We start from the raw sequence: 22808 nt of genomic DNA, 5'->3' as shown, positions 1-22808 counted from the left end.
TAGGGACACAGATTATGAATACCAAGAACTTAAAAGCTTATGCCCCAAAAGCACGTCGCCAGTTTATGGAAGCGGTAGCCAAACGTGCAGCACACTTTGGAATATACGAAGATGAAATTGCTCCAGTCAGCTTTCAGGGTAGCACGGCTATTATTGAAGGAAATGCCTTTACTAAACAGCAGGGTGAGCAGCGCAAGCGGCTTGAAAAGCGCGTAGAAGAAAAAGGTTACGACTTGTTTGTTCGCGAGATGGCATATACATGGTTTAACCGTTTAGCCGCGCTTCGATATATGGAACTACAGGACTATTTTGAGCATGGCTGCCGGGTATTAAGTAATTCAACCAATCAAGATGGTTTACCGGAAATCTTAGACCATGCGGCAGATGTAGCTGATATGTTGGGGCTGGATAAAGCACAAATCATTGAATGGCAATTAGCTGGTGATAAACAGGAAGTGTTGTACCGTGAGTTATTACTTGGCCAGTGTCATCACTTGCATAGCGTTATGCCGTTTCTATTCGAGGCCATTGATGATGCAACCGAACTGCTGCTGCCTGATAATCTCACTAAAACCGATTCGATTCTGAAGGGGCTGATAAACGATATTCCTGAAGAAGACTGGGAGCAAATCGAAGTTATCGGCTGGCTTTATCAGTTCTATATCTCAGAGCATAAAGATGCTGTTATTGGCAAGGTGGTTAAATCAGAGGATATCCCGGCAGCCACCCAGCTTTTCACGCCTAACTGGATAGTAAAATATCTGGTGCAGAACAGCATTGGCCGTCAGTGGTTGGCTACCTATCCGGATTCTTCCATCAAAGCCAAGATGGAGTATTACATTGAGCCTGCCGAGCAAACTGATGAGGTAAACGCTCAGCTAGCCGCTATTACGCCAAGAAGTCTTGATCCTGAAACGATAAAAGTACTCGACCCAGCCTGTGGCTCAGGCCATATCCTTGTTGAGATGTATGAGCTACTGCGTGAAATCTATTTAGAACGTGGTTATCGCTTGCGCGAAATTCCAGAACTGATCCTGACTAAAAATATCTACGGTCTGGATATCGATGACCGAGCGGCGCAACTCGCTGGTTTTGCGCTTCTAATGAAAGCCCGTGAAGACGACCGACGTATATTCCAGCGCGTTCAGGATGGCAGCGTAAAACTGAATGTTTATGCATTACAGTCAACCGAAGGCTGGGATAGCGCATCACTCTGGCACGCTCTAAATTTAGATGGCAAGGCTAAACAAGGCAGTAGCGGCGATCTGTTTGTCGAAACTAAGAAATTTGATGCACCGACAGGTGAATATGCTGAATATTTCGACTTGCTGAAACACCTGATTATGTCGTTTGAGCAGGCGAAAACTGTGGGTTCATTGATTCAGGTTGAACATCAATATTTGCCAACGCTTAGAAAACTTAAAGAGCAGTTGCTGAACAAAGTAAGAGGAACTGACCCTGTCGCGAGTGGTGGTGCAGAAAAACTAATTCCTATTGTGGATCAAGCTACCCTGTTGGCGCAAAGATATGATGCTGTAGTTGCAAACCCACCTTATATGGGTGGTAAAGGGATGAATGCTGAATTAAAGGAATTTGCTAAAACGCACTTTGCCAATTCTAAGGCAGATCTATTTGCAATGTTCATGGATAGGGGAATGAATTGGCTAAAAAAAACTGCATACAATGCAATGGTGACTATGCAGGCATGGATGTTCTTATCTAGTTACGAAAAAATGAGAGAGAAATTTTTGTGTGATTACACAATCGATAGCCTTTTGCATATGGGAAACGGCGTTATGAAAATTGCGTTCGGCACTAGTGCAACGATATTTAGACACCAAAATCTAACATCTTATGTCGGGCGATTTTCTTACTGTGAAAATAAAGATTTAAATGATAATGGAGTTCCTAATGAATTTCCTATTAAAAACAAAAGGCTCACAACTTCTTCCGCAAACGATTTTATAAAAATACCGGGCAAGCCCATTTCTTACTGGGTTTCAGATGAGTTAAAAGACAGCTTCCAAAATGACCCTCTGATGGCAGAAATTGCCAAGCCAAGACAGGGGTTAGCAACCTCGGATGATAATCGGTTCCTTAGACTTTGGTTTGAAGTTGATGCCGGAAAATTTGCTATTGATGGTCAAGAATGTAAGCAAAATAATTACAAATGGGTGCCTTTTCAGAAAGGTGGAGGTTATCGAAGATGGTACGGTAATAACGAGCATGTAATTAATTGGGAGAACAAAGGTAAAGAAGTTCTTGAATATGCCGCATCACTTTATGGCAGCCCTACGAGAACAATAAAGAATATAAAGCATTATTTTAGCGAGGGTATAGCATGGTCGATTATATCCAGCGGGAAACCATCCTTCAGGTATTTTCCTAAAGGTCAAATATTTGGGCACGTAGGCCCGGCAATATTTTTTGACGACCTTAATCAAAGGGATAAACTGATCGCAATATTAAATAGTTCAGTTTGTAAATCAGTCCTTGGAGTTGTTAGTGAGACATTTAAGTTTGAAGTTGGTCATATTGCCAAAATACCTGTAAAAGACATCCCAATTGATAATCATGCTGTCAACTTATTGATTGACATACATAAAAGAGATTGGGACTCACTTGAAAGTTCGTGGGATTTCTCCACCCCCCCTCTTTTGACTAGAGTTGTAGATAGCAAAATATTTTCATCTGTGAACAATCTACAAATGGAATTTGAATCAAATTTGAAATTGACTTTGGAGCTAGAGAATAAGATAGACCAAGAAATTTCCAGAGCTTATGGTTGTTTAGATCAAAATCCGCTAACTGTCACAGATTTAACCCTTCACAGGAATTATGTTAGGGAAGGTTTATTTGATAAGCAAAGAATGACTGCGAATCTGATTGTAGAGCTAGTAAGTTACTCAATTGGCTGCATGATGGGTCGCTATTCCCTTAATAAAGGTGGGATAGTTTATGCACACGCTGGGAACGAAGGCTTCAAAGAATTGGTAGCAGAGGGGGCTTATAAATCTTTCCCAGTGGATGATGACGGCATTATTCCTCTCGCATCCGAAGAATGGCTATTTGAAGATGACGCTACGACACGTTTCCGAGAGTTCGTGAGATCAGTTTGGGGCGCTGAGCATCTTCAAGAAAACCTAGAATTTGTCGCTGAAAGCCTGTGCTTAAATGCTATCAGGCCCAAAAAAGGCGAAAGCGCGATGGAAACGATTCGTCGCTACTTCTCCACTCAATTCTTTGCTGATCACTGCAAAATGTATAAAAAGCGCCCGATTTACTGGCTGTTTAGCTCAGGTAAAGAAAAGGCGATTGAATGTTTAGTTTATCTGCACCGCTACAACGAAGCCACGCTATCACGTATGCGGACGGAGTACGTCACTCCGTTAATGGGCAAATACGATCACCAGCTTTCTAGAAAAATGGAAGAAGTAGTAGAGGCTACTGGCACAGAGCAGCGTCGCATTGAAAAGGAAATTAAAGATCTAGAGAAAAAACAAGCAGAACTACGCAAGTATGACGAAGAACTTAAGCACTATGCCGAGATGCGTATTTCGTTAGATCTTGATGACGGCGTCAAAGCTAACTATGGGAGGTTTGGTAACTTACTCGCAAACGTCAAAGGTATTCACGGAAAGGCGGTTAACTAGCATGAGTATAGAACTGCAACAGTCAGAATGGACAGACAACCCGGTTAAGCACCTAGGAGATATTGAGTTTAATGTTTCAGGTGTCAATGGTGTTCGTCTGAGCAAGGCTCATATGCTGAGAGTAAGCGCAGTCGAAAAAACCTTCGAGAGGGTAGATTTTCGATACAGCGTTTTTGACGATTGCTACTTCAGAAAATGCAAATTTGTAAATTGTGATTTTACAGGTGCGCAGCTTAAAAATAGTAGTTTCAGGGGCTCTGAATTTATTGGATGCAAATTTGACTATTGCCGTTTCAACAATACAAGAATCACAAATACTATTCTCGATAATAATCAACCCGGATTCGAAAATGTTGCGTTAGAGTTTGCACAAGCTCTGCGAGTTAATTTTGGTCAGATCGGCGATGTTGTTGGAGTGAACAAGGCCATTAAACATGAGTTGATGGCCACGAAAACGCATCTCAAAAAAGGTGCTTTTTCATCTGAGGGCTGGTATAGAGATAAATATAAAAGCTGGGACCGAGCCAAGTTTGTCTGGAACTATCTCACATTCAGCAGCCTTGATTTTATCTGGGGTAACGGAGAATCTCTAGTTAAGGTTTTCCGAACTATCTGTCTCGTAATCTTTGCTGCCACGCTATTATCAATTCTCTCTGGCGAAATTTTAGCTAGTTCTTTGCAAGCTTCTGTGTTGGTCTTTTTAGGGCTCGACTCCGATGCTCTCCCGCTAATGCTAGGTGTACCATTAGTACTTTGCCGCTTTGTACTACTTGGTATGTTCTTATCAGTTCTCGTGAAGAGGTTATCTAGAAGATGAATTCTTCATTGAGATATGTATTTGGCTCACTTGTTTCTGGTGATTTTGACTCTGGATCAGATGTTGATGTATTAGTTGTATCGGACGATGAGCATGTTAGCTGCCCACAAAACTGGTCTGTCTATACGAAGTCTGGCATTAGAAGACTGTATGAAAAGGGAACACTTTTCGCATGGCATCTTTATCAAGACTCTGTACCTGTAGGTTCTGAGACAAGAAAGTATGACTTTTTGCGAGAGATTGGACCTCCAGCAAGTTATGATTCAGCACCCTCAGAAATATCTGAACTGAAAAATATAGTAGTGTCGTCTTTGAGCGAGCTATTAGATAATACCCCCTCAAGCGTTTTTGAAGTAGGTCTGATAGCTGTAGCAGTAAGAGATATTGCAATGGCTGCATCAATTTTCATAAATGGGAAGTTTAACTTCAGTAAGTTCGCTCCATTTGAACTCTCACAATTGTCCCTTGATATTCCACGTCCACTCTATCTAACAATGCTTAACTGTCGCAGATCCACTGTTCGTGGCGAAACGCTTTCTGACAATGAAAACCCAGCTAATGAGCTACTAAAGCATAGGAAGTCCATAATTCGTTGGATTGATGAGGTAGCAACTAAAATTGCAGGAACAATATGACAAATTTTATTGAACGGATAGGTTTTGAGCGCAAAGTGCTAAAACTCGTCAATAGCAACATTCAAAATACTCAGCTAACTGGACTAACCCAAGCTGCACTTGAAACGTGGAAGCACAACCATAAAGTTAGTGGTAAAGTTTTTAATCTTCTTTATGAATTGTCCACTGTATTAAAAACAATTAATCAGAGATCAGGCGAAATTTTTAACAGCACTTATCAAGAAAATTCACTCAAATGTGAGCAGTTATTTAGTGAACTTAAACAGGCTTTGGGTGGTTAATTTTTATGGACTTATTAAAGATAAAAGAAGGCATTCTAGCCAAGTCCAATCACTGCCGAATCGTGTTTTGGCTCGATGAAGATCAAGAATTCACCGAACAACTTACTGATATTCGTGTTGCTATGAAAGAGCACGAGATAAAGCTGATAGAAATTGATGCTTTGTCACAACTCGAAGTGAAGCAACGGATTGAGCTCAAACAGCCTAACGCTAACTTTCTGTTATACAGCAATAAGCCGGTAAATTCCCCTACGCGAGACTGGCTGTATGATATACGCCAGTATGCTTCGCACTTTTACGCCGACTCCAGTGCTATGATTTTGAACGAGTTGGGCATGCGCATGGAATTTCGGCAGGTTATCAATCACTACAAGCGCTTTTTTGGCAATAAGCAGCGTTACACAAAGTTAAAAAAGCTTCTGCCGGATAATGCGGATAAAGTGCTTCTAGAGCTTGCGATGATTGCGGTCTTGCTGAAAGTAGAATCCGTCAGTTTCAATGCTGTGATCCATCAGTTATTTGATGCCTATGCACATAAGCCGGAAGACGCCAACCAGCTACTGGATGAGCTGGAAAAATACGACTTAGCAAAGCCCTTTTGGAGCTTTGTGGTTGCAGAATTCGGCTATGTTGAGCCTGCGCTATGGCAGAGCGATGACATCTCAATCAAAGATGCTGATAAGGCTAAACAGCCTTCTTTGCATGAGTTGTTCATCAAACTGTTAGTGACGGATTGCTTTCAAGCTTTACAGGCAGGCGGCGTAGATGCGGCGAACAGTCAATTTGGTCAAAGCCTGTCGGCGCATATATTACCAATGCGATTAGACAGGAACGTCTACGACCAACTTCCCACGGAGTTGCAGGACAAAATGGCGAATGCCGCAGCAAAACGCGCTGGTATCATCAATTTTGTTGCAAACTGGCGTGAGAATCGAACGCTGGCGTCTAGCTACAATACAATTGCGAGTGACATTGCAGCGGAGCTTGAAATATCGAGCAAATTAGCCGAACTGACTCACCCAGAGAAGCTGCTTCACGTTGAAACATTCAAAGAAGCCGACCAGCAATTACTCAAAACGCTTGCTAAAGACTTACCTGCTTTCACACGAACAGAGGTCGACGACTGGATAACAACTCGCCTTCGTGGCCATTGGAGCGTAGCTACCGAAAACTTTGCACCTATGTACAAGGCACTCAAGGCCGCACGTCATTTCTACGAGTTGAAAGAAAAGCACGCCGATGGCTTTGATTTTCAAAGCTGCAAGCAAATGTATGCAGCATATACCGAAGAGTTGTATCAGTTTGATTATGCGTACCGGGTATTCTGTGAGAACTGTATTGAGCTCAATAAGACAGACGGCGGTGATCTATTAAAAGCTACCGGTCTGGTTGACGATATCGAACGACTTTACGTTGACTGGTATTTACATGATCTGGCAGTTGATTGGGGCAAGCTGGTAGATAACGAGTCATTATTAGATAGCTGGAAATTGACGGGTGTTAACAATCAGCAGGATTTCTTTAATCAAGAGGTTGGAAGCCTTCTCAGTAATGGGCCGGTCAAGCGTGTATTTGTGATTATATCTGATGCCCTTCGCTATGAAGTGGCGTCTGAAATTGGACAGCAGATAAATGATGAGAAGCGTTATCAGGCAAAGCTGCATTCTCAATTAGGTGTGGTGCCCAGCTATACCCAGTTGGGAATGGGTAGCTTGCTACCCCACAAGACCATGACTGCACATCTAGGTAAAACTTTGGAATACCGGGCGGATGGATTGTCAGTGCATGGCTTAGAAAATCGCAACAAGATATTGGCGAAGCACAAGGGCGCTGCGTTTAAAGCAAATGATGTGTTGAACTGGACCAATCAGGAAGGTAGGGAGAAAGTTCGGGACTTGGAGGTGGTGTACATCTATCACGACAATATTGACGCGATTGGTGATAAACATGCTACTGAGAACCTGACCTTTGAAGCTGCCCGTGATGCGATTAGTGAAATCAAAAACTTGGTGTCTCGCATAATAAATCGCCTTAATGGTAGCCGCGTTATTGTGACTGCCGATCACGGCTTCCTGTTTAAAATGACTGATGTGACTGATTCAGATAAGACTTCACTCAAGGTCAAACCTGATGGCGCAGTTGAGGCTAAAAAGCGCTATGTAATCGGCTCCAAGTTACTAACTGATAGTTATTACTGGACGGGACGTTTAGTTAATACCGCTGGAATTGATGCTACGAGCGGCGATGATGCCGAGTTTATGGTGCCGCGTGGCAGTAATCGGTTTAACTTTGTGGGTGGTGCCAAGTTTATACACGGCGGGATCATGCCACAGGAAATCTGTGTGCCCTTGTTACATGTGCGCGAGTTAGATACAAAAGCTCAAACGAAACACGCGAAACAAAAAGTAGGCGTTGTGCCATTAAACAGCCCGGTTAGGATCGTCAGTAATATCGACCGTATTCAGCTTCTGCAAACAGATGCTGTGGGCGAAAAGTTTAAAGCCAGAGAGCTGGAACTTTGGATCGAATCACCTGAAGGAATGCGGGTAAGTGCCATTGAGAAAGTGCTTTTCGATTCTGCGTCCGAAAAGCTAGATGAGCGCAAACGCAACGTGTCGGTGAAGCTTGAAGGTAGTGGCTTTGACCGTAACTTGAGTTACAAACTGATTTTAAAAGATACTGATGCCAGTCAGTCTATGGCAACACATACGGTGACGATTGACTTGGCCATTGAAGACGATTTTTTCTAGGGAGAGCACGGATAAATGACAGATAACAATAAAGAAACAGAAATCCGTAGCCATGATTTGGATGACTTACTCACTACCGAGTTTAAAGGCCGAGTAGTTCGTAAGGACCTGACTAAGCAGCTCAAAGAAGGTGCGAATGTTCCTGTCTATGTACTTGAGTATTTGCTCGGAATGTACTGCTCTGCGGCGGAAGATGAGCTAATACAGGAAGGCCTGAAAAACGTTAAAAAAATCCTGACTGAGAACTATGTTCGTCCAGATGAGGCAGAAAAAGCCAAATCGCTTATCCGTGAAAAAGGTACGCACAAAGTTATCGATAAAGTCACGGTGAAGCTTAATCAGAAGAAAGATGTTTACGAAGCCAGCTTGTCGAATATCGGCATCAAAGACGCGGTAGTCCCAAACAAAATCGTTAAGGAGAACGAGAAACTGCTGACCGGTGGGATCTGGTGCATTATCACGGTGAGCTATTTTTACGAGGAAGGACAAAAGGTTTCACCGTTTAGCATCCTGAATTTAAAGCCAATCCAAATGCCTTCAATGAATATGGTCGAGGTATATGGTGCCCGCTGCAATTTCACTACGGAACAATGGATGGATGTATTGCTTCGTTCGGTAGGTATGGAGCCCGCCAATCTTGAGACGCGCACTAAGTGGCATTTGATTGCCCGAATGATCCCCTTTGTTGAGAACAACTATAACGTTTGCGAACTCGGTCCCCGTGGTACGGGTAAATCGCACGTTTACAAAGAGTGTTCGCCCAACTCACTGCTTGTTTCTGGCGGTCAGACTACCGTGGCGAATCTGTTCTATAACATGTCTTCCCGTCAAATTGGTTTGGTAGGCATGTGGGATGTTGTCGCATTTGATGAGGTTGCAGGGATTCGCTTCAAAGACAAAGACGGCATCCAGATCATGAAAGACTACATGGCGTCAGGCTCGTTCTCTCGCGGCCGCGACTCTATTGAAGCCAAAGCTTCAATGGTATTTGTTGGCAATATCGACCACAGTGTCGAGACGTTAGTGAAAACCAGCCACCTCTTGGCTCCATTCCCGCCAGAAATGATCGATTCAGCGTATTTTGACCGATTCCACGCTTACATCCCCGGTTGGGAGATACCCAAAATGCGCCCTGAGTTCTTCACAGACCGTTTTGGCTTAATTACCGACTACTTGGCTGAGTATATGCGCGAAATGCGCAAGACGACGTTCTCAGACGCAATTGATAAATACTTCAAGTTAGGGAACAACCTCAACCAGCGTGATGTGATAGGGGTACGTCGAACCACATCAGGGTTGCTGAAACTACTTTATCCGCACGCAGAGTATGACAAGGAAGCCATTAGAGAGTGTTTAACTTATGCTTTGGAATGTCGCCGCCGTGTGAAAGAGCAGCTTAAAAAGATTGGAGGGATGGAGTTTTTCGATGTGAACTTTAGTTACATCGATAACGAAACTCACGAAGAGTTTTTTGTTGGTGTGCCGGAACAGGGGGGCTCGGATCTTATACCGAAAGGTGTGCCAAAACCGGGTGTTGTCCACTTTGTTACTGATGGCGCACTAGGGAAACTTGGAGTCTTCCGCCTTGAAACGCAAATGACCGCAGGTAATGGCAAACATTCAACTTCTGGTTTTGGTTCCGATACCGCAGCAAAGGAACAGGTTCGCGTTGGCTTTGAGTATTTCAAAGGTAATTTGAGTCGAATTGCTGCGAATACAAAATTTTCAGAACACGAATTTCATCTGCATTTTGTTGATCTACAGAACAGTGGTAACAGTCATACAGCAAGCTTGGCATCATTGGTTGCGTGTTGCTCGATATTGCTGAATAAACCAATACAAGAATCGATGGTAGTGCTGGGAAGCATGACACTGGGTGGTGTTGTTAATCCGGTTCAGGACCTTGCATCTACGATGCAGGTCGCTTTGGAAGCTGGAGCAACAAAAGTGTTACTGCCGATGGCATCAGCAAGTGACATACCTAGCGTGCCGGGAGAGACTTTCACAAAGTTTCAGGTGAGTTTTTATAGCGATCCTGTTGACGCGGTTTATAAGGCACTGGGGGTATCGTGACTTATGAGGACATTGATTTGCCAAATATGTGATATGAAAACTGACGAGAGTGATTTATTTGATCATCTCGTCAACAAGCATAGCTGGCAAATCAACCCTGTAAGTAAATTAGCTGACATGCCCGAACCCAACCCAAATGCTGTTGGCGAAACAAAGCGCCCGAACGAACGCAAGAAAAAGACTCGAAATGCCCAGTGGCAGAAGTCTCCAGAATTATTAACCTGCCCACACTGCTCTCAGCGATTCAAACGTAAACAAACTCTACTTGCGCATATTAAAAAGTGCCCACAGAAACATTCTGCAAAACCCGCTGTTCAAATGAGTCCAAAGGAATCACAACATTCTTATTCATACAAATGGGGTTGTGCACAACCATTAGAAAAGCGACATGAGCCAACGGTATCTAAGCTAGTCTCTGAAAAAAGTATCGATTACCTCACAAAAGAAATTGAATCTATCTTAGCTTCTTTGCAATCTTCCCCTGACAGTGGGCTTTCTGTTGGCCGTTTAATCATTTTTTCAAAAGCCAAGCAAAGAGCATTAAAAGCAGAAAGACGCGTAAAAAACAAAAAGCGGAAACACAAGGTTGAGTACAAAGTCGATGCGTTAGATCGCCGCGTTCCCGGCAGCTACGGCTCGGGGCGCAACTAAATTAGCTTCTACTTTCAAGATACCGTAATGACCCGAGAATCCATCTATCTGTACCTGTGAGATGAATGATTAGTGCTCAGGTACGCAGTACAGGCAGTGCCTCCCGAATCCGTGCACCTTGCAACCATTCTAGTCCGGTTGATAACCCGATAACGCTACCTGTGAGATGAATGATTAGCGGACAGGTACACAGTTACAGGAAGTGCCTCCCGAATCGGTGTACCTTGCAACCATTCTAGTCCGGCTGATAGCCCGATAACGCTACCTGTGAGATGAGTGATTAGCGTTCAGGTACACAGTTACAGGAAGTGCCTCCCAAATCGGTGTACCTTGCAACCATTCTAGTCCGGCTGATAGCGCGAAAACTCTACCTGTGAGATGAGTGATTAGTGTTCAGGTACACAGTTACAGGAAGTGCCTCCCGAATCGGTGTACCTTGCAATAATCCTAGCCCGGCTGATAGCGCGAAAACTCTACCTGTGAGATGAGTGATTAGTGTTCAGGTACACAGTTACAGGCAGTGCTTCCCGAATCCGTGTACCTTTCAACCATTCTAGCCGGACTGATAGCCCGAAAACTCTACCTGTGAGATGAGTGATTAGTGTTCAGGTACACAGTTACAGGAAGTGCCTCCCGAATCGGTGTACCTTGCAATAATACTAGCCCGGCTGCTAGCCCGAAAACTCTACCTGTGAGATGAGTGATTAGCGTTCAGGTACACAGTTACAGGAAGTGCCTCCCAAATCGGTGTACCTTGCAACCATCCTAGTCCGGCTGATAACCCGGTAACGCTACCTGTGAGATGAATGATTAGTGCTCAGGTACACAGTTACAGGCAGTGCCTCCCGAATCCGTGCACCTTGCAACAATTCTAGTCCGGTTGATAACCCGATAACGCTACCTGTGAGATGAATGATTAGCGGACAGGTACACAGTTACAGGAAGTGCCTCCCGAATCGGTGTACCTTGCAACCATTCTAGTCCGGCTGATAGCCCGAAAACTCTACCTGTGAGATGAGTGATTAGTAGAAACTACCGCAATTACAGACGATGTGCATCTGCAAACAAAGGTGCATCTCGCTAAGTTAGTTGCACCTATTAGTGAAGTTATTGAGCAGATTGGCTAAATTAACTAATCGACTATAGTGTACATAAATCCACTTCTTTACTGCGACGAGTTATGGCCTTATCAACCCGCGATAAAATAAAAACTCTGATCCGTGAAATTGGCATCGACGAAGAGCAGTTTTGTTCATGTACAGCTTTGCCTGCTCAAACTCTTAATGGTGCAAAACATGCGGATACAAAACGACTCAAGGAGACACTGCTTATATTTAATATGCTTGAAACAATGTTCGATACAAGACAAGATGCTTGGAATTGGTATACAAAACAACCTATTAGCGGATTCGGTAATACTACCCCTTCTCAAGTTGTGATAGAAAATCGAGAGACTGGTGCGTCGGAAGTTATAAACTACATTGAGTCGAAAAGACTAGGCGGATTCGAATAAAAAGTGTCGTTACTAAGCGATGTAAAGCTGTATGTGCTAGTTTATGTATAATCTGACAATAGATGGGTTAAAGGTTCAGGCTTGCCCATACAGTCGGCAGGCATTCAACAATAAGCTAAAAAAGGTATCAGGGATTATTGACCACTAAGGGAGACAACCATGCCTAACCTTGCGACCAAATTCCAGTCAATCGCTCACGACGAAGTAGATGCGATCTTATCAGACTTTACTAAAGAAAATTTTGTTGGTGGCCAAGCCGCCTATAAATTAGAAGGCGGCGATTTTAACATCGATGCCGGTGAAAACAATTTTCGTGCTTACTATGATGAAGCAGAAAGGTCTATAAAGTTCATCTGTCGCTACCAGCGGGATATGCATTTTTACGACAAAAAACTTTCGTCTTTTGCCAGTAAATACGGTATCGAAACAAAAAAATAGTACTAATAAATACTGACATTTGTTTTCTTAACTTTCTTGTTGCAAGAAAATTAAAGCCCCGCAGGTCCTTGGCTTTGAATAGGCGTTAATCGTCACATCTACAGCTAGCTTTTTAGCCCATCTTGATTGAGCTTCAGTACCTGATGATACCAGACGGGACAGATAGCGCTAGACAAAAATAAGACGGTCAACATCCGCATAAGGGTCTGAGAATAGCTTGCTGAACTTTTATAGCGAAACGGAACCGAGCAAGCTATATTCAGCCTCTTAACTTAATGCGCTTGTTAGCGCATTACTTTACTTCTTGCATTTAGAACAGATTCTATATTTTTCTGATTCACTTTCATCTGAGATAAGGAAATAAGTTGAAAGGTCTGTTCGGTGGAACCCCCAAGATTCAGAATTGCACATGGCATATGCATCAAGAATAATTCTGTGACCAGCTTTAATTACTGATTTACATTTTACCCTATGCAGCATTTCACCTTCACCTATTAGAGCCCACATATAAACATAATTAATGTTTTTTGCTCTAGCCCACTCTTTTATGGCTTTATCTTGAACTTTATTTAAAGCAGGCTCAAAAGATTTTCCTTCATAGCTCTTCAATATGTCATTAATGAAGCTATCAATTTCACTCTCAAGTTTTCTATCTAAAATGATAAGCTTACTATCTTTAGAAGTCATTAACCTAGAATTTATAAGAATACCTGCCTCCAAATGCCTAACACCTTACAACTGCGACTTCATAGTAACATCCATTTCCACTGAAAAAGCATATTCTGTGTTTTCATGGGAAGGATTAGAGGCCTGCACTACGTACACAATAGCCGGTTAGATTTAGTCCCGCTCTGAAGTTGAAGTTGTCGGCTCAATTTTGTCTAATCCATAAGATATTTATCTTAGATTTTTGTATCAGTGTGTCTTGCGAGGCAACGGGCTGTTTAATTGTTCGATGGTAATCTTTAGTCTATCTGCGTTGTAAAGCCAAACATGGAACTGTTCCAGTAGCTCGTGGTTTTCTCGCTCTAATCTTTCGACTTTTCTTTCCAAAGCTTCTATCCGTTGCGCTGCAATTTTCAAGCTAGAAGGTAATGTTTTATCAACTGGTTTAGTATTCCCTGATACGATCGCTTTGACTGCTTTAAAAGTGTCTTTAATACGCTTTTGTTTGGATAGAGTTTGTCTGGTTGTCTCAATACCCAGACCATGCTGAACACTATCTACCAACCTATCCCACGTTAACTTAGTTTCTACTGACCAGTTATCAAGAATATCTACGATCTTTTCAATATCGTCATCTGTAAGGTGTTTCGCCATGTTAATTCTCAGTACGCATCAATGTAACCGTCAAGATCATCTAAATCTATATCCTCTGAGCTTGTATTGTTTTTATCAATCAATGGGATAGGAGCATTTTCATCATCAGAATTTTGTCGTTTTAGCCTCTTGAAATTCGTAATTTTTGGGAGACGTTTCTTTCCATTTTTTTCTAGAGCTCTATCGACATGTGAGACGTCCTCTACATTTGCTAACTTGATAACTGTTCCATCTTCTAAAGCCGGATCTTCTAAGCGTTGAATCAATGCAGTGCCACGTTCCACTCTTATTTTACGTTTTTGAAACCATCGTTCAGCTCCCGGTATTTTATCCATCATGGCTTTCTCGTCTTTAGCGAGCAGCTTTCTCTCCAGTTTCAATTTTTCACGCAAACGGTCCTCAGCTTCTTTATCTCCTTTGACACAATGTAACTCAGCACAGTTAAGGCAGTCACGGAACTTTGTACACGACTCATTCAGATACGACAGCATACACATTCCAAACTCTGTCGCATGAGCAGTCAATGAGGTTTTTGTATTTAACTCTTGAAGTGTTTGCGGATTTGCTACGTGGACTTTGATCGGGATAGACTCCAAGCTAGCCAACTGACTCTCTCTATCCTCTAAAAAATCAGCTCCGTATTCTTCTGGCGTAACATGATTGTAATAGCTGTTGTGACGAGGGTCCGAACGTTGTGCCCATTTCGCTCTCAGCTCTTCTGACATCCCATTTACAGCGGCCATGGTATCAATCAAATGCCGAAGCTGATGAGAAGTCATTCTAAGCTGACCAAAGCCCCATCTCTCAAAGATCGACTTTCGAGAGCTTAACTCGCCGGTCAACCTGTTCTTCTTTTTCGTAGGCGCGAGATCGTCATTTAATATATTAATCTGGGGAATGAAAAATTCCGTGAGTATCTCCGTCTTATCTGAATCCAAACTATTTTTGAAACCAGCATACAAAGCTTCTGACCATTTGAGTTTAACTTTATCATTTTTGAATTTGACATATGGAAAGCCTTCAGGAAGATCACGGCGCACAATTTTATTTAAGTCTCGAAGTGAAACAACAAAGTCCTTTCTCTCGATTCCTTTTCTTTTCAGAAGCTGATTTCTACTGACTTGCATTTGTCTTTTTGACTTCAATTTTTTGAGATCAAATCCTAGTGCCAAGGCAACTTGATCCATTGTGAGCAATTTGTCTTCACTTACTTTTGGACAAAGCTCATGCCGTGGAAAATCATCGCTGTCTTCCAATAGTTTTGCAACTGACCTAGCTCGTTTTGATTGTTCTTGCTGCCTTTCAATTGCTGTTGTAACAGCATCATACATTACAGTTGGTAACCACTTGAGCTCATAGTTATATCCTTTTCCAGAAAACCAGCTTATTCCTTTGAGAGTGATCTCCGCCCTAAGGTCTAATTCAGTGTTATCGTTATCTTCATTTTCTTGAGACTTCTCTTCTTTGCCAGATTGGCGAGCTAGCAGAGTTCTGACATCATCTTCCTCAAGTCCCAACTTCAATGCTTTCTCAACTGTCATTTGTTGAGCCTGTAGACACTGCGCTCTTAAATATGATGGTTCTGAACCTCTCGAGGGAGCGGCGAAAAGTAGCGCCATTCTTGATGTTGTATGAATATCGCGTGAACTCAACTCTTCTGTTCTGTATGAACTAATTTGCGCAATCGCCATGACCGCATTTTCATCAGGCATTTTGCTTTCACGATCTTCCAGTGATTGATCATCTGTTCCCTCCCCTTTGGGCTTGGCTATAGGATTTTTCCAATCGAACGGCTCAATCATTCTCTTTTCAATAAGAAAGGTGTGCAATTTTTTTAGAGCTTGGCCCGTTTGGTTGGCGGCTCCTTTGCCCAATTTACTCACCGCGTAATTCGCTGCGTCATCAAACTCCGTTCTCGAAAGGTTATTGATCTTTAAGTTGCTATCAGAATTGATAATTACTTCGTTGATTGCTCGTAAGGCATAAAAACGTTTATTGACATCAGATTTGCTCTCACTCGCATACGCAACATACGCCTTCGCAAAAGGCAGAATAGATTCATTCAATAAATTTTCAGGATCTCGATTTTGCGAGTGAACACCCATGCGGGTGAAATTCCCTACCTTTGGCCAGTAGTTATCATCAAATGTGTACTTCCTGCTGGAGGTTCTCATCAGCAACGCTTTACCAAACTCAATAAAAGCCTCAACATTCTCTCGTTGATTAAGCTTGTCTTTGGGCTCAAAGGTGACGATGTTACTCATCGCTGCCTCCTTTCTTCACGGAGATTAATTACCTGAATTACAGCTAGAACCGAACGATCACTGCCTGTGATAACTGGCACGTTCACTCCTCTTTAGGCTTGGCTATAGGACTTTTCCAATCAAACGGCTCAACCATATTCGTTTCAACAAGAAAGGTGTGTAACTTTTTAAGACCTTGACCCGTATGGTAACCTGCTATATTTGCCATTTTACTCACCGCGTAACTTGCTGCTTCATCAAACTCCGTTCTCGAAAGGTTAGTGACCGTCAGGTTAATATCAGAATTGATAATTACCTCGTTAATAGCGCGTAAGGCATAAAAGCGTTTACTGACATCAGGTTTGCTCTCACTCGCATACGCAACATACGCTTTCGCAAAAGGCAGAATAGACTCATTCAATAAATTTTCAGGATCTCGATTTTGCGAGTGAACACCCATCCGGGTGAAATTCCCTACCTTAGGCCAGTAGTTATCATCAAATGTGTACTTTCCTCTGGAAGTTCTCTTTACCAACTCTTTACCAAACTCAATAAAAGCCTCAACATTCTCTCGAGAATCAAACTCTTTTTTGGGCTCAAAGGTGTCAATACTGTTCATCGCTGTCTCCTTTCTTCACAGAGAGTAATTACCTGAATTACAGCTAGAATCGAACGATCATTAGCTGTGATAACTGGCATTGTTGCCGAAGTTTTTTTCAAACGTTCTCGTTCTTCCATCAAGAATTTGAGTACAAGATGATGCGGCGCATTTTCCCAAGGCATAAATTTGGGGCATGTATAGCATGCAATAGGCGCATAATCCTGACAAAACGAACTCGTGCCGCATGATCCAACGTCACTATCTACTTCTCTACATGGGATTCTCGCGGCTCCATCTAAATGAGTGTTTGCTTCTTGTTCGTCCCCTACCACTTTTCCTGCAAATGCTGACGCATAGCGAGATAATGGCTGATTCATTATTCTCGAGATCTCAATAGCGTACTCAGCCGGATTTGCGATATACACCCACGCATTCTGTGCATCAGATTGATCAAGCAATGTTGCGATCGTTATTTTACCGGCCCCTTCTCTGGCTGCTCTCGTCCCAAGCGTGTATCTGAATCGGTAGGCATTGACATGTAGCCGCTCGCCCGTGCGCTCTGAGACAACACCGAGACTATTGACTGCGCTCACCAGTCGCGAGGCCATTGACGCGGAAGTCATATGGAAAAGTTCTGTTTCGCAAAGCTCTTTGAAATCTTTAGAGGGAACTTTCTGCATCTCTTTGATATTTGTATTTGATAAAAATAGAGGCAATTCACCAAGCTCTTCTACTGTAATGCTCCTGCCCAGATCCCCCTCCAACTTGCGTGTTTGTTCCTCTATATGCTTTTCTGTTACTTGAGCTAGATAACCGGCCAATCCAAAGGGCCTAAACGACTGTCTAAATTTTCCTTTTCGCTGCTTGATGCGTGGGACCTCTACCACATACATAGTGTTAGAAGAATGTTTTTTCGAATATGAAAAATCCTTTATCTTCAGTGACGCTAATTGTTCAGGCCTCCTACCTGTTGCTCTGAACAATAAGATGGTTAAAAACCTTTCCGTTGTAAGCCTTTTCTGTGCATAGCTATTCGCAGCAACATTGCTGATCGCTTCAAATTCTAGATCACTGAAGGGGCCTATATGGGGGTCAAATGAAAGCACTGGCAAGCCTTTTTCGTTACCAGATAATTTCCATGAATTAATCAGCTCAAAGACTCCTTCATGAATACTGTCAGCATTTCCTAAATACTTCATTTGACGAAGGAAGCCTCTGATCACAGATAACTTGTATTCTTCCTTTTCTCCAAGAAAGTCCTTTAGCAGAACAAAACCAAACTCAGTAAATGATTTTTCTTGTGAGTGCCGTAGATATAACTTCAAGTTTTCACATATGTTTTTCGTATGTTTTGAGGAACATGTTTCGGCAAAATAGATTAATGTATCCCTGATACTACCGCTTATTTCATCTGAAAACTCATCTAAAAACCTAAGATTGATGCTATTGTTTCTATCCAACTCCCACTTGTTACTAGCCGTGTCAAATTCATATCCTCTAAGTGAAACCGTTATTGATACTGTGGACTTTTTTTGTGCCTCTGCAACAGAATGTAATGTATTCATTTCCTTACCCCACTACATTCGATATCATCATCGTGAACGCCAATAACACGTTCAATCGCCTCACTATTTTTTTTCTGTAGAGACAAACCTGTCTCCATTGCGCGCCTTTCCTCAAATCTTTTGCTGTACCAGCGTGCCATGGAAGATGACGCCGTCCACCCCATTAACTTTCTTCTATCCATTTCTGATTTTTCTGGTGTTGTATGCCCCTTTTTAATACGAGCATCCGCATTCTCACTAAAACGGTCATTCCAACTATGCCGAAAAGCGTGGGGATGAACCTTAAAACCAACAGCGCCCGCCAACTCTCTACACACTTTATTTATCGCAGCCTTAGAGAGGGCTTGGTTATATCGAACTCGGTGGTTGTGAGTGACTAATAGATAATCTATTTTTTCGGCACCACGAACATTTGCACGGTATTTCACCACATAGTCATCTATCAAGTTCAGTAGCCTCTTATCAAGCGGTACTACTCTTCCTAATGTCTTCGCTTCAGGACGGTCAATCCGGTCATCATCGCTATCCGTTTTCTTCCTTACAACAATCGCCCCATGACCTTTGCTCGCGTGCCGTTTGATGTCGGAGATACGTAGCCTCAGTAACTCACCTCTTCTTATCCCTGTCGCTTCGAGTAGATTAACAATCAGCTGATTTCTGTAGCACAAACCAACATTATTCCACGGGTTATCTGGCGAATCTGGTCTCACCACATCCAACACTCTGGCCATTTGATGCTTGCTTAAGGACTTAAACCGGGAAGGGTTGAATTCGTCAGGCATGGACAACTTTGGAGGCCGTTTTCGCTTAAGTAACTCCTCTGAGTTAGATGACGCTGCTCTATTGAGCTTTCGTTCTAACCAACCAATGTATTCCGCAAACGTGGTCATTCGATTGTACTGGGTACTTGGCAACACACTGTCATCGTGCTTAGTTACAATAGTGGCTCTTGCTGATTCCAGTTTCTTATTTTCTGGCCTTTTCGTTTTTACCGTTTTCTTTTTAAGAGCCTTAATATGGTTACGTAAAGCCTCAACGGTCCTTCCAGCCCAAAGCGATATGGTTTCAAGTTCTTCTTCTGAGAGAAAGTCACCTTTTAGACATCTCTGCACCAAATCAATGCTCATCATGTCGCACACTTCTTCAAGAAACCGTAGGTGTTCCAGAGCGATATAACACGAGCTACTCGATGCCCCTGCATTGCGACGCTGTTGGGTTAGGAATAAGTTTTGATATGGCAACGGGAAGTTATCCTCATTGAGCAGAATGCAGTAGCTTTCTCCATCGTTCATTCTTACCCGTTTTATTTTCATCACCATCACCACCCAATTTTTTTACTTTTTCTCATGGTAACTACGTACCACAATTTAAGCATAAAAAAAGTTTACAGACTTTGCAAACAAGAATGTAAACTTTTCAGATAATCTATTGAAAGTATTTATAAAAACAAAGAATCTTTACAAAACACTATCTCTGGTAACCGTCAGAACGGAATATCGTCGTCAAAATCGAAGTCTGGCTCAGCCATAGGAGGCTTCTGCGGATTTTGGCCACCGCTGCCGCCTTGCGGGCGCTGTGCAGGTTGCTGGTACCCGCCACCTTGATTGCCGCCGCCCTGATTACCACCGTAGTTTTGGTTATTACCATAACCGCCACCTTGTGGCGCACTCTGCTGACCGCCCTGTGGACGCTGCTGATAACCGCCGCCCTGGCCGCCCTGACCTCCGTCACGACCACCTAACATTTGCATTTGGTCAACGATGATTTCAGTAGTATAGCGATCCTGGCCTTGCTGATCCTGCCATTTGCGGGTTTGCAGTTTACCTTCTACGTAAATCTGTGAGCCTTTTTTCAGGTACTCACCAGCCACTTCCGCCAGGCGACGATACATGGTTAAACGATGCCATTCGGTACGTTCTTGCATTTGACCCTGCTGATCTTTCCAGCTTTCGCTGGTTGCCAGGCTCAAATTGGCAACGGCGTTGCCGTTGGGCATGTAACGTATTTCCGGGTCGTTACCTAGGTTTCCGACCAAGATGACTTTGTTAACGCCTCGAGTTGCCATGAATGTCTCCTAAAATCTGTTCGAGCTTATATCTTCTATATAGCTGTATCTACACAGCGCCTGATGCGCCGTAACGTCTTATCTCAAAGCTTGCCAGTATAGCGCATTTTTGTCAGCCGCTCAGCGCCTTTTTAAGCTTTAGGTAAATAAGCCTAACACAGCATCATTGTTATCCTACCATTTCATTATGAGGCTAGCGTATTTATCCTGCCAATGAACCTGAACAGGTGTATTGATTAACACTTATGGCCTGCCCGGCGACATAAAAAAGCCCTGTTATCACTAACAGGGCTGACTATTTAACGCAGTGTACTTAGCTCGGCGTTACCACCAGGTAATATAAAACGCAGCCACCACAATGATCACGGCAAACGACGCTATATTAAAACTTGGCTTGGTAGCAAACTCGATTTCTTTTAGTTCAACCGCCTGAGGATGATCCCCTTTGCCTTCGAACAACGAAATCGCCACCGCTAATCCCACGCATAATAAGAACACAACGCCGACACGGTCCATAAATGGTAATTCGGGGAATAACAGTTTAAATGCCAGGCTAAATACCGCCGAGCCTACGGCTGCGACTAAACCTGCCGTTGCCGTGGTTTTTTTCCAGAACATACCCAGAGCGAATAACGCCACAATGCCCGGGGTAAAGAAGCCGGTGAACTCCTGAATATACTGGAAGGCCTGATCAAACTGGCCTAACAGTGGCTTCGCCGCAACCATGGCAATGATAAGGGCAACAAAGCTCACAATACGCCCTACTTTCACGTAGTGATGCTGGCTCTTATCCGGATGTTTGTCTTTGTAAATGTCCATGGTGAAAATGGTCGACACACTGTTGGTCATCGACGCCAGAGACGACACAATCGCCGCCACCAGGGCAGCAAAAATAATGCCTTTCAAACCTACCGGCATAAGCGTCATTAGTGAGGGGTATGCCTGGTCGGCTTTATCCAGATCGGGCACTAACAGCACCGCGGCAATACCCGGCAGTACAACGATAAGCGGCATCAGTACTTTTAAAAATGCGGCAAACACAATGCCTTTCTGCGCTTCGCTAACACTCTTCGCGGCCAGCGTACGTTGAATAATGTACTGATTAAAGCCCCAGTAAGAGAGGTTCATTATCCACAGTCCACCAATGAGGACCGACAAACCCGGCAGGTCCATGTAATGCGGGTTACTCTCACTCAGGATCATGTCGAACTTACCCGGCAGTTCAGTGGTCAGGGTAGTGAAACCCGCCAGCACGCCATCGCCGTCACCAATCAAATTGAGTGCAGTATACGACAAGAACAGCCCGCCAAACACCAGCAATACCACTTGAATAATATCGGTCATGGCAACCGCTTTTAAGCCCCCGTACAGTGAGTAGGCCAGCGAGAATACGCCAAGGAATATCATGCCGTAGACTAAATCGATACCGGCAATCGTGTTGATCGCCAGTGCGCCCAGCCACAATACAGCGGTAAGATTTACAAATACATAAACGCCAAGCCAAAACACTGCCATCACCTTGCGTACGCGATGGTCATAGCGCTGTTCGAGGAACTGCGGCATGGTATAAATTTTATGTTTCAGGAAGATGGGCAAAAAGTATTTACCAACAATAATCAGCGTAATCGCCGCCATCCATTCATAAGAAGCGATTGCCAGGCCGACCATATAGCCGGAGCCGGACATACCTATGATTTGCTCAGCGGAAATATTCGCCGCAATTAATGATGCCCCGATTGCCCACCATGGCAAACTGGACCCTGCCAGAAAGTAGTCATTAGTGTCTTTCTCGTGACCTTTTTCTTCGCGGGAAACCCACCATGCAATGCCGATCAAAGCAATGACGTAGATAGCAAACAGCACTATATCGAGTGTTTCTATTTTCATTTTGCGCCCTAGATTTTTGTAATTTTAATACGTTACAAAATTACTTTTTTACACAATTTACACAAACGCCGCCGTATTTGGCGTATAATTGTAAACGACTTGTTTCAACCCACATTTGCATAATACTGGTCATCACCCAGGTTAGTCACCCCCCAAAACGCATTTTTTAGTAATAAAATAACTACAATGGAATAATAGAGTCGTTAGCTAAGGGTAGTCATTTCCTCACAAAGCGTATGTGGTTATCGCGCCACATCACCAATAAATCAGCCACGACAGTGTTAACGATAACGCAACGGCAAAGCCAACAACATTA

Annotated in this window: 17 protein-coding genes; 9 read left to right on the top strand and 8 right to left on the bottom strand. The window is 43.2% G+C overall.

From position 1 onward, the window contains the following. Window positions 1–14: 14 nt before the first annotated feature. From pglX to OIK42_RS02945, 9 genes are all read left to right on the top strand, one after another. The gene (gene pglX, locus OIK42_RS02985) at window positions 15–3653 is read left to right on the top strand and encodes a BREX-1 system adenine-specific DNA-methyltransferase PglX (RefSeq protein ID WP_273638256.1); all 3639 of its coding nucleotides are present in this window, start codon (window positions 15–17) and stop codon (window positions 3651–3653) included. A 1-nt stretch (window position 3654) separates the two neighbouring features. After that, window positions 3655–4470 (top strand): pentapeptide repeat-containing protein, encoded by an 816-nt coding sequence (locus OIK42_RS02980; RefSeq protein ID WP_273638255.1) that lies wholly within the window; start codon window positions 3655–3657, stop codon window positions 4468–4470. Continuing rightward, window positions 4467–5105 carry a nucleotidyltransferase domain-containing protein gene (locus OIK42_RS02975; protein WP_273638253.1) on the top strand — a complete coding sequence of 213 codons (639 nt, stop codon included), beginning with the start codon at window positions 4467–4469 and terminating at the stop codon, window positions 5103–5105. Before OIK42_RS02980 ends, OIK42_RS02975 begins: the two co-directional genes overlap by 4 nt. Next, the gene (locus tag OIK42_RS02970; protein WP_273638251.1) at window positions 5102–5386 is read left to right on the top strand and encodes a hypothetical protein; all 285 of its coding nucleotides are present in this window, start codon (window positions 5102–5104) and stop codon (window positions 5384–5386) included. The genes OIK42_RS02975 and OIK42_RS02970 overlap by 4 nt, the downstream gene beginning before the upstream one ends. Before the next feature lie 5 nt (window positions 5387–5391). Beyond that, on the top strand, window positions 5392–8136 hold the full coding sequence (gene pglZ, locus OIK42_RS02965; protein ID WP_273638249.1) for a BREX-1 system phosphatase PglZ type A: 2745 nt from the start codon (window positions 5392–5394) through the stop codon (window positions 8134–8136). A gap of 15 nt (window positions 8137–8151) precedes the next feature. Further along, window positions 8152–10209, top strand: coding sequence for a protease Lon-related BREX system protein BrxL (gene brxL / locus OIK42_RS02960; RefSeq protein WP_273638247.1), 2058 nt, complete (start codon window positions 8152–8154; stop codon window positions 10207–10209). A gap of 33 nt (window positions 10210–10242) precedes the next feature. Then, window positions 10243–10860 (top strand): hypothetical protein, encoded by a 618-nt coding sequence (locus OIK42_RS02955; protein ID WP_273638246.1) that lies wholly within the window; start codon window positions 10243–10245, stop codon window positions 10858–10860. 1180 nt (window positions 10861–12040) lie between these two features. Then, a complete protein-coding gene (locus tag OIK42_RS02950; protein ID WP_273638244.1) occupies window positions 12041–12373 on the top strand; it encodes a hypothetical protein in 333 nt (110 codons plus the stop codon). Window positions 12374–12532: 159 nt separating this feature from the next. Next, window positions 12533–12811 carry a hypothetical protein gene (locus OIK42_RS02945; protein WP_273638242.1) on the top strand — a complete coding sequence of 93 codons (279 nt, stop codon included), beginning with the start codon at window positions 12533–12535 and terminating at the stop codon, window positions 12809–12811. A gap of 297 nt (window positions 12812–13108) precedes the next feature. Here the strand turns inward: OIK42_RS02945 and OIK42_RS02940 are convergent, their stop codons facing one another. The 8 genes from OIK42_RS02940 to OIK42_RS02905 form a co-directional block, all read right to left on the bottom strand. After that, window positions 13109–13498, bottom strand: coding sequence for a hypothetical protein (locus OIK42_RS02940; RefSeq protein WP_273638240.1), 390 nt, complete (start codon window positions 13496–13498; stop codon window positions 13109–13111). A 228-nt stretch (window positions 13499–13726) separates the two neighbouring features. After that, a complete protein-coding gene (locus OIK42_RS02935) occupies window positions 13727–14131 on the bottom strand; it encodes a hypothetical protein (RefSeq protein WP_273638238.1) in 405 nt (134 codons plus the stop codon). 8 nt (window positions 14132–14139) lie between these two features. Further along, window positions 14140–16395, bottom strand: a complete 2256-nt coding sequence (locus tag OIK42_RS02930) for an integrase (RefSeq protein ID WP_273638236.1) — start codon at window positions 16393–16395, stop codon at window positions 14140–14142. A gap of 82 nt (window positions 16396–16477) precedes the next feature. Further along, on the bottom strand, window positions 16478–16993 hold the full coding sequence (locus OIK42_RS02925) for a hypothetical protein (RefSeq protein ID WP_273638234.1): 516 nt from the start codon (window positions 16991–16993) through the stop codon (window positions 16478–16480). Next, the gene (locus OIK42_RS02920; RefSeq protein WP_273638233.1) at window positions 16990–18540 is read right to left on the bottom strand and encodes a site-specific integrase; all 1551 of its coding nucleotides are present in this window, start codon (window positions 18538–18540) and stop codon (window positions 16990–16992) included. Before OIK42_RS02920 ends, OIK42_RS02925 begins: the two co-directional genes overlap by 4 nt. Then, on the bottom strand, window positions 18537–19853 hold the full coding sequence (locus tag OIK42_RS02915; RefSeq protein WP_273638231.1) for a tyrosine-type recombinase/integrase: 1317 nt from the start codon (window positions 19851–19853) through the stop codon (window positions 18537–18539). The genes OIK42_RS02920 and OIK42_RS02915 overlap by 4 nt, the downstream gene beginning before the upstream one ends. A 170-nt stretch (window positions 19854–20023) precedes the next feature. Continuing rightward, window positions 20024–20605, bottom strand: coding sequence for a single-stranded DNA-binding protein (locus OIK42_RS02910; RefSeq protein WP_273638229.1), 582 nt, complete (start codon window positions 20603–20605; stop codon window positions 20024–20026). Window positions 20606–20929: 324 nt separating this feature from the next. Then, window positions 20930–22492 carry a sodium/sugar symporter gene (locus OIK42_RS02905; RefSeq protein ID WP_273638227.1) on the bottom strand — a complete coding sequence of 521 codons (1563 nt, stop codon included), beginning with the start codon at window positions 22490–22492 and terminating at the stop codon, window positions 20930–20932. Window positions 22493–22808: the final 316 nt, after the last annotated feature.

The sequence above is a fragment of the Alteromonas gilva genome, from assembly GCF_028595265.1.
GTDB classification, from domain to species: Bacteria; Pseudomonadota; Gammaproteobacteria; order Enterobacterales; family Alteromonadaceae; genus Alteromonas; species Alteromonas gilva.
This window is presented reverse-complemented; position numbering and strand designations above follow the sequence as displayed.

What these genes read in the sequence shown, in the direction of transcription:
- OIK42_RS02920 (WP_273638233.1), bottom strand. Translation starts at nt 18,540, where the DNA reads ATGAATACATTACATTCTGTTGCAGAGGCACAAAAAAAGTCCACAGTA.
- OIK42_RS02945 (WP_273638242.1), top strand. Translation starts at nt 12,533, where the DNA reads ATGCCTAACCTTGCGACCAAATTCCAGTCAATCGCTCACGACGAAGTA.
- OIK42_RS02975 (WP_273638253.1), top strand. Translation starts at nt 4,467, where the DNA reads ATGAATTCTTCATTGAGATATGTATTTGGCTCACTTGTTTCTGGTGAT.
- OIK42_RS02955 (WP_273638246.1), top strand. Translation starts at nt 10,243, where the DNA reads ATGAAAACTGACGAGAGTGATTTATTTGATCATCTCGTCAACAAGCAT.
- OIK42_RS02905 (WP_273638227.1), bottom strand. Translation starts at nt 22,492, where the DNA reads ATGAAAATAGAAACACTCGATATAGTGCTGTTTGCTATCTACGTCATT.
- OIK42_RS02940 (WP_273638240.1), bottom strand. Translation starts at nt 13,498, where the DNA reads ATGACTTCTAAAGATAGTAAGCTTATCATTTTAGATAGAAAACTTGAG.
- OIK42_RS02980 (WP_273638255.1), top strand. Translation starts at nt 3,655, where the DNA reads ATGAGTATAGAACTGCAACAGTCAGAATGGACAGACAACCCGGTTAAG.
- OIK42_RS02935 (WP_273638238.1), bottom strand. Translation starts at nt 14,131, where the DNA reads ATGGCGAAACACCTTACAGATGACGATATTGAAAAGATCGTAGATATT.
- OIK42_RS02910 (WP_273638229.1), bottom strand. Translation starts at nt 20,605, where the DNA reads ATGGCAACTCGAGGCGTTAACAAAGTCATCTTGGTCGGAAACCTAGGT.
- OIK42_RS02925 (WP_273638234.1), bottom strand. Translation starts at nt 16,993, where the DNA reads ATGAACAGTATTGACACCTTTGAGCCCAAAAAAGAGTTTGATTCTCGA.
- pglZ (WP_273638249.1), top strand. Translation starts at nt 5,392, where the DNA reads ATGGACTTATTAAAGATAAAAGAAGGCATTCTAGCCAAGTCCAATCAC.
- OIK42_RS02930 (WP_273638236.1), bottom strand. Translation starts at nt 16,395, where the DNA reads ATGAGTAACATCGTCACCTTTGAGCCCAAAGACAAGCTTAATCAACGA.
- brxL (WP_273638247.1), top strand. Translation starts at nt 8,152, where the DNA reads ATGACAGATAACAATAAAGAAACAGAAATCCGTAGCCATGATTTGGAT.
- pglX (WP_273638256.1), top strand. Translation starts at nt 15, where the DNA reads ATGAATACCAAGAACTTAAAAGCTTATGCCCCAAAAGCACGTCGCCAG.
- OIK42_RS02970 (WP_273638251.1), top strand. Translation starts at nt 5,102, where the DNA reads ATGACAAATTTTATTGAACGGATAGGTTTTGAGCGCAAAGTGCTAAAA.
- OIK42_RS02950 (WP_273638244.1), top strand. Translation starts at nt 12,041, where the DNA reads ATGGCCTTATCAACCCGCGATAAAATAAAAACTCTGATCCGTGAAATT.
- OIK42_RS02915 (WP_273638231.1), bottom strand. Translation starts at nt 19,853, where the DNA reads ATGAAAATAAAACGGGTAAGAATGAACGATGGAGAAAGCTACTGCATT.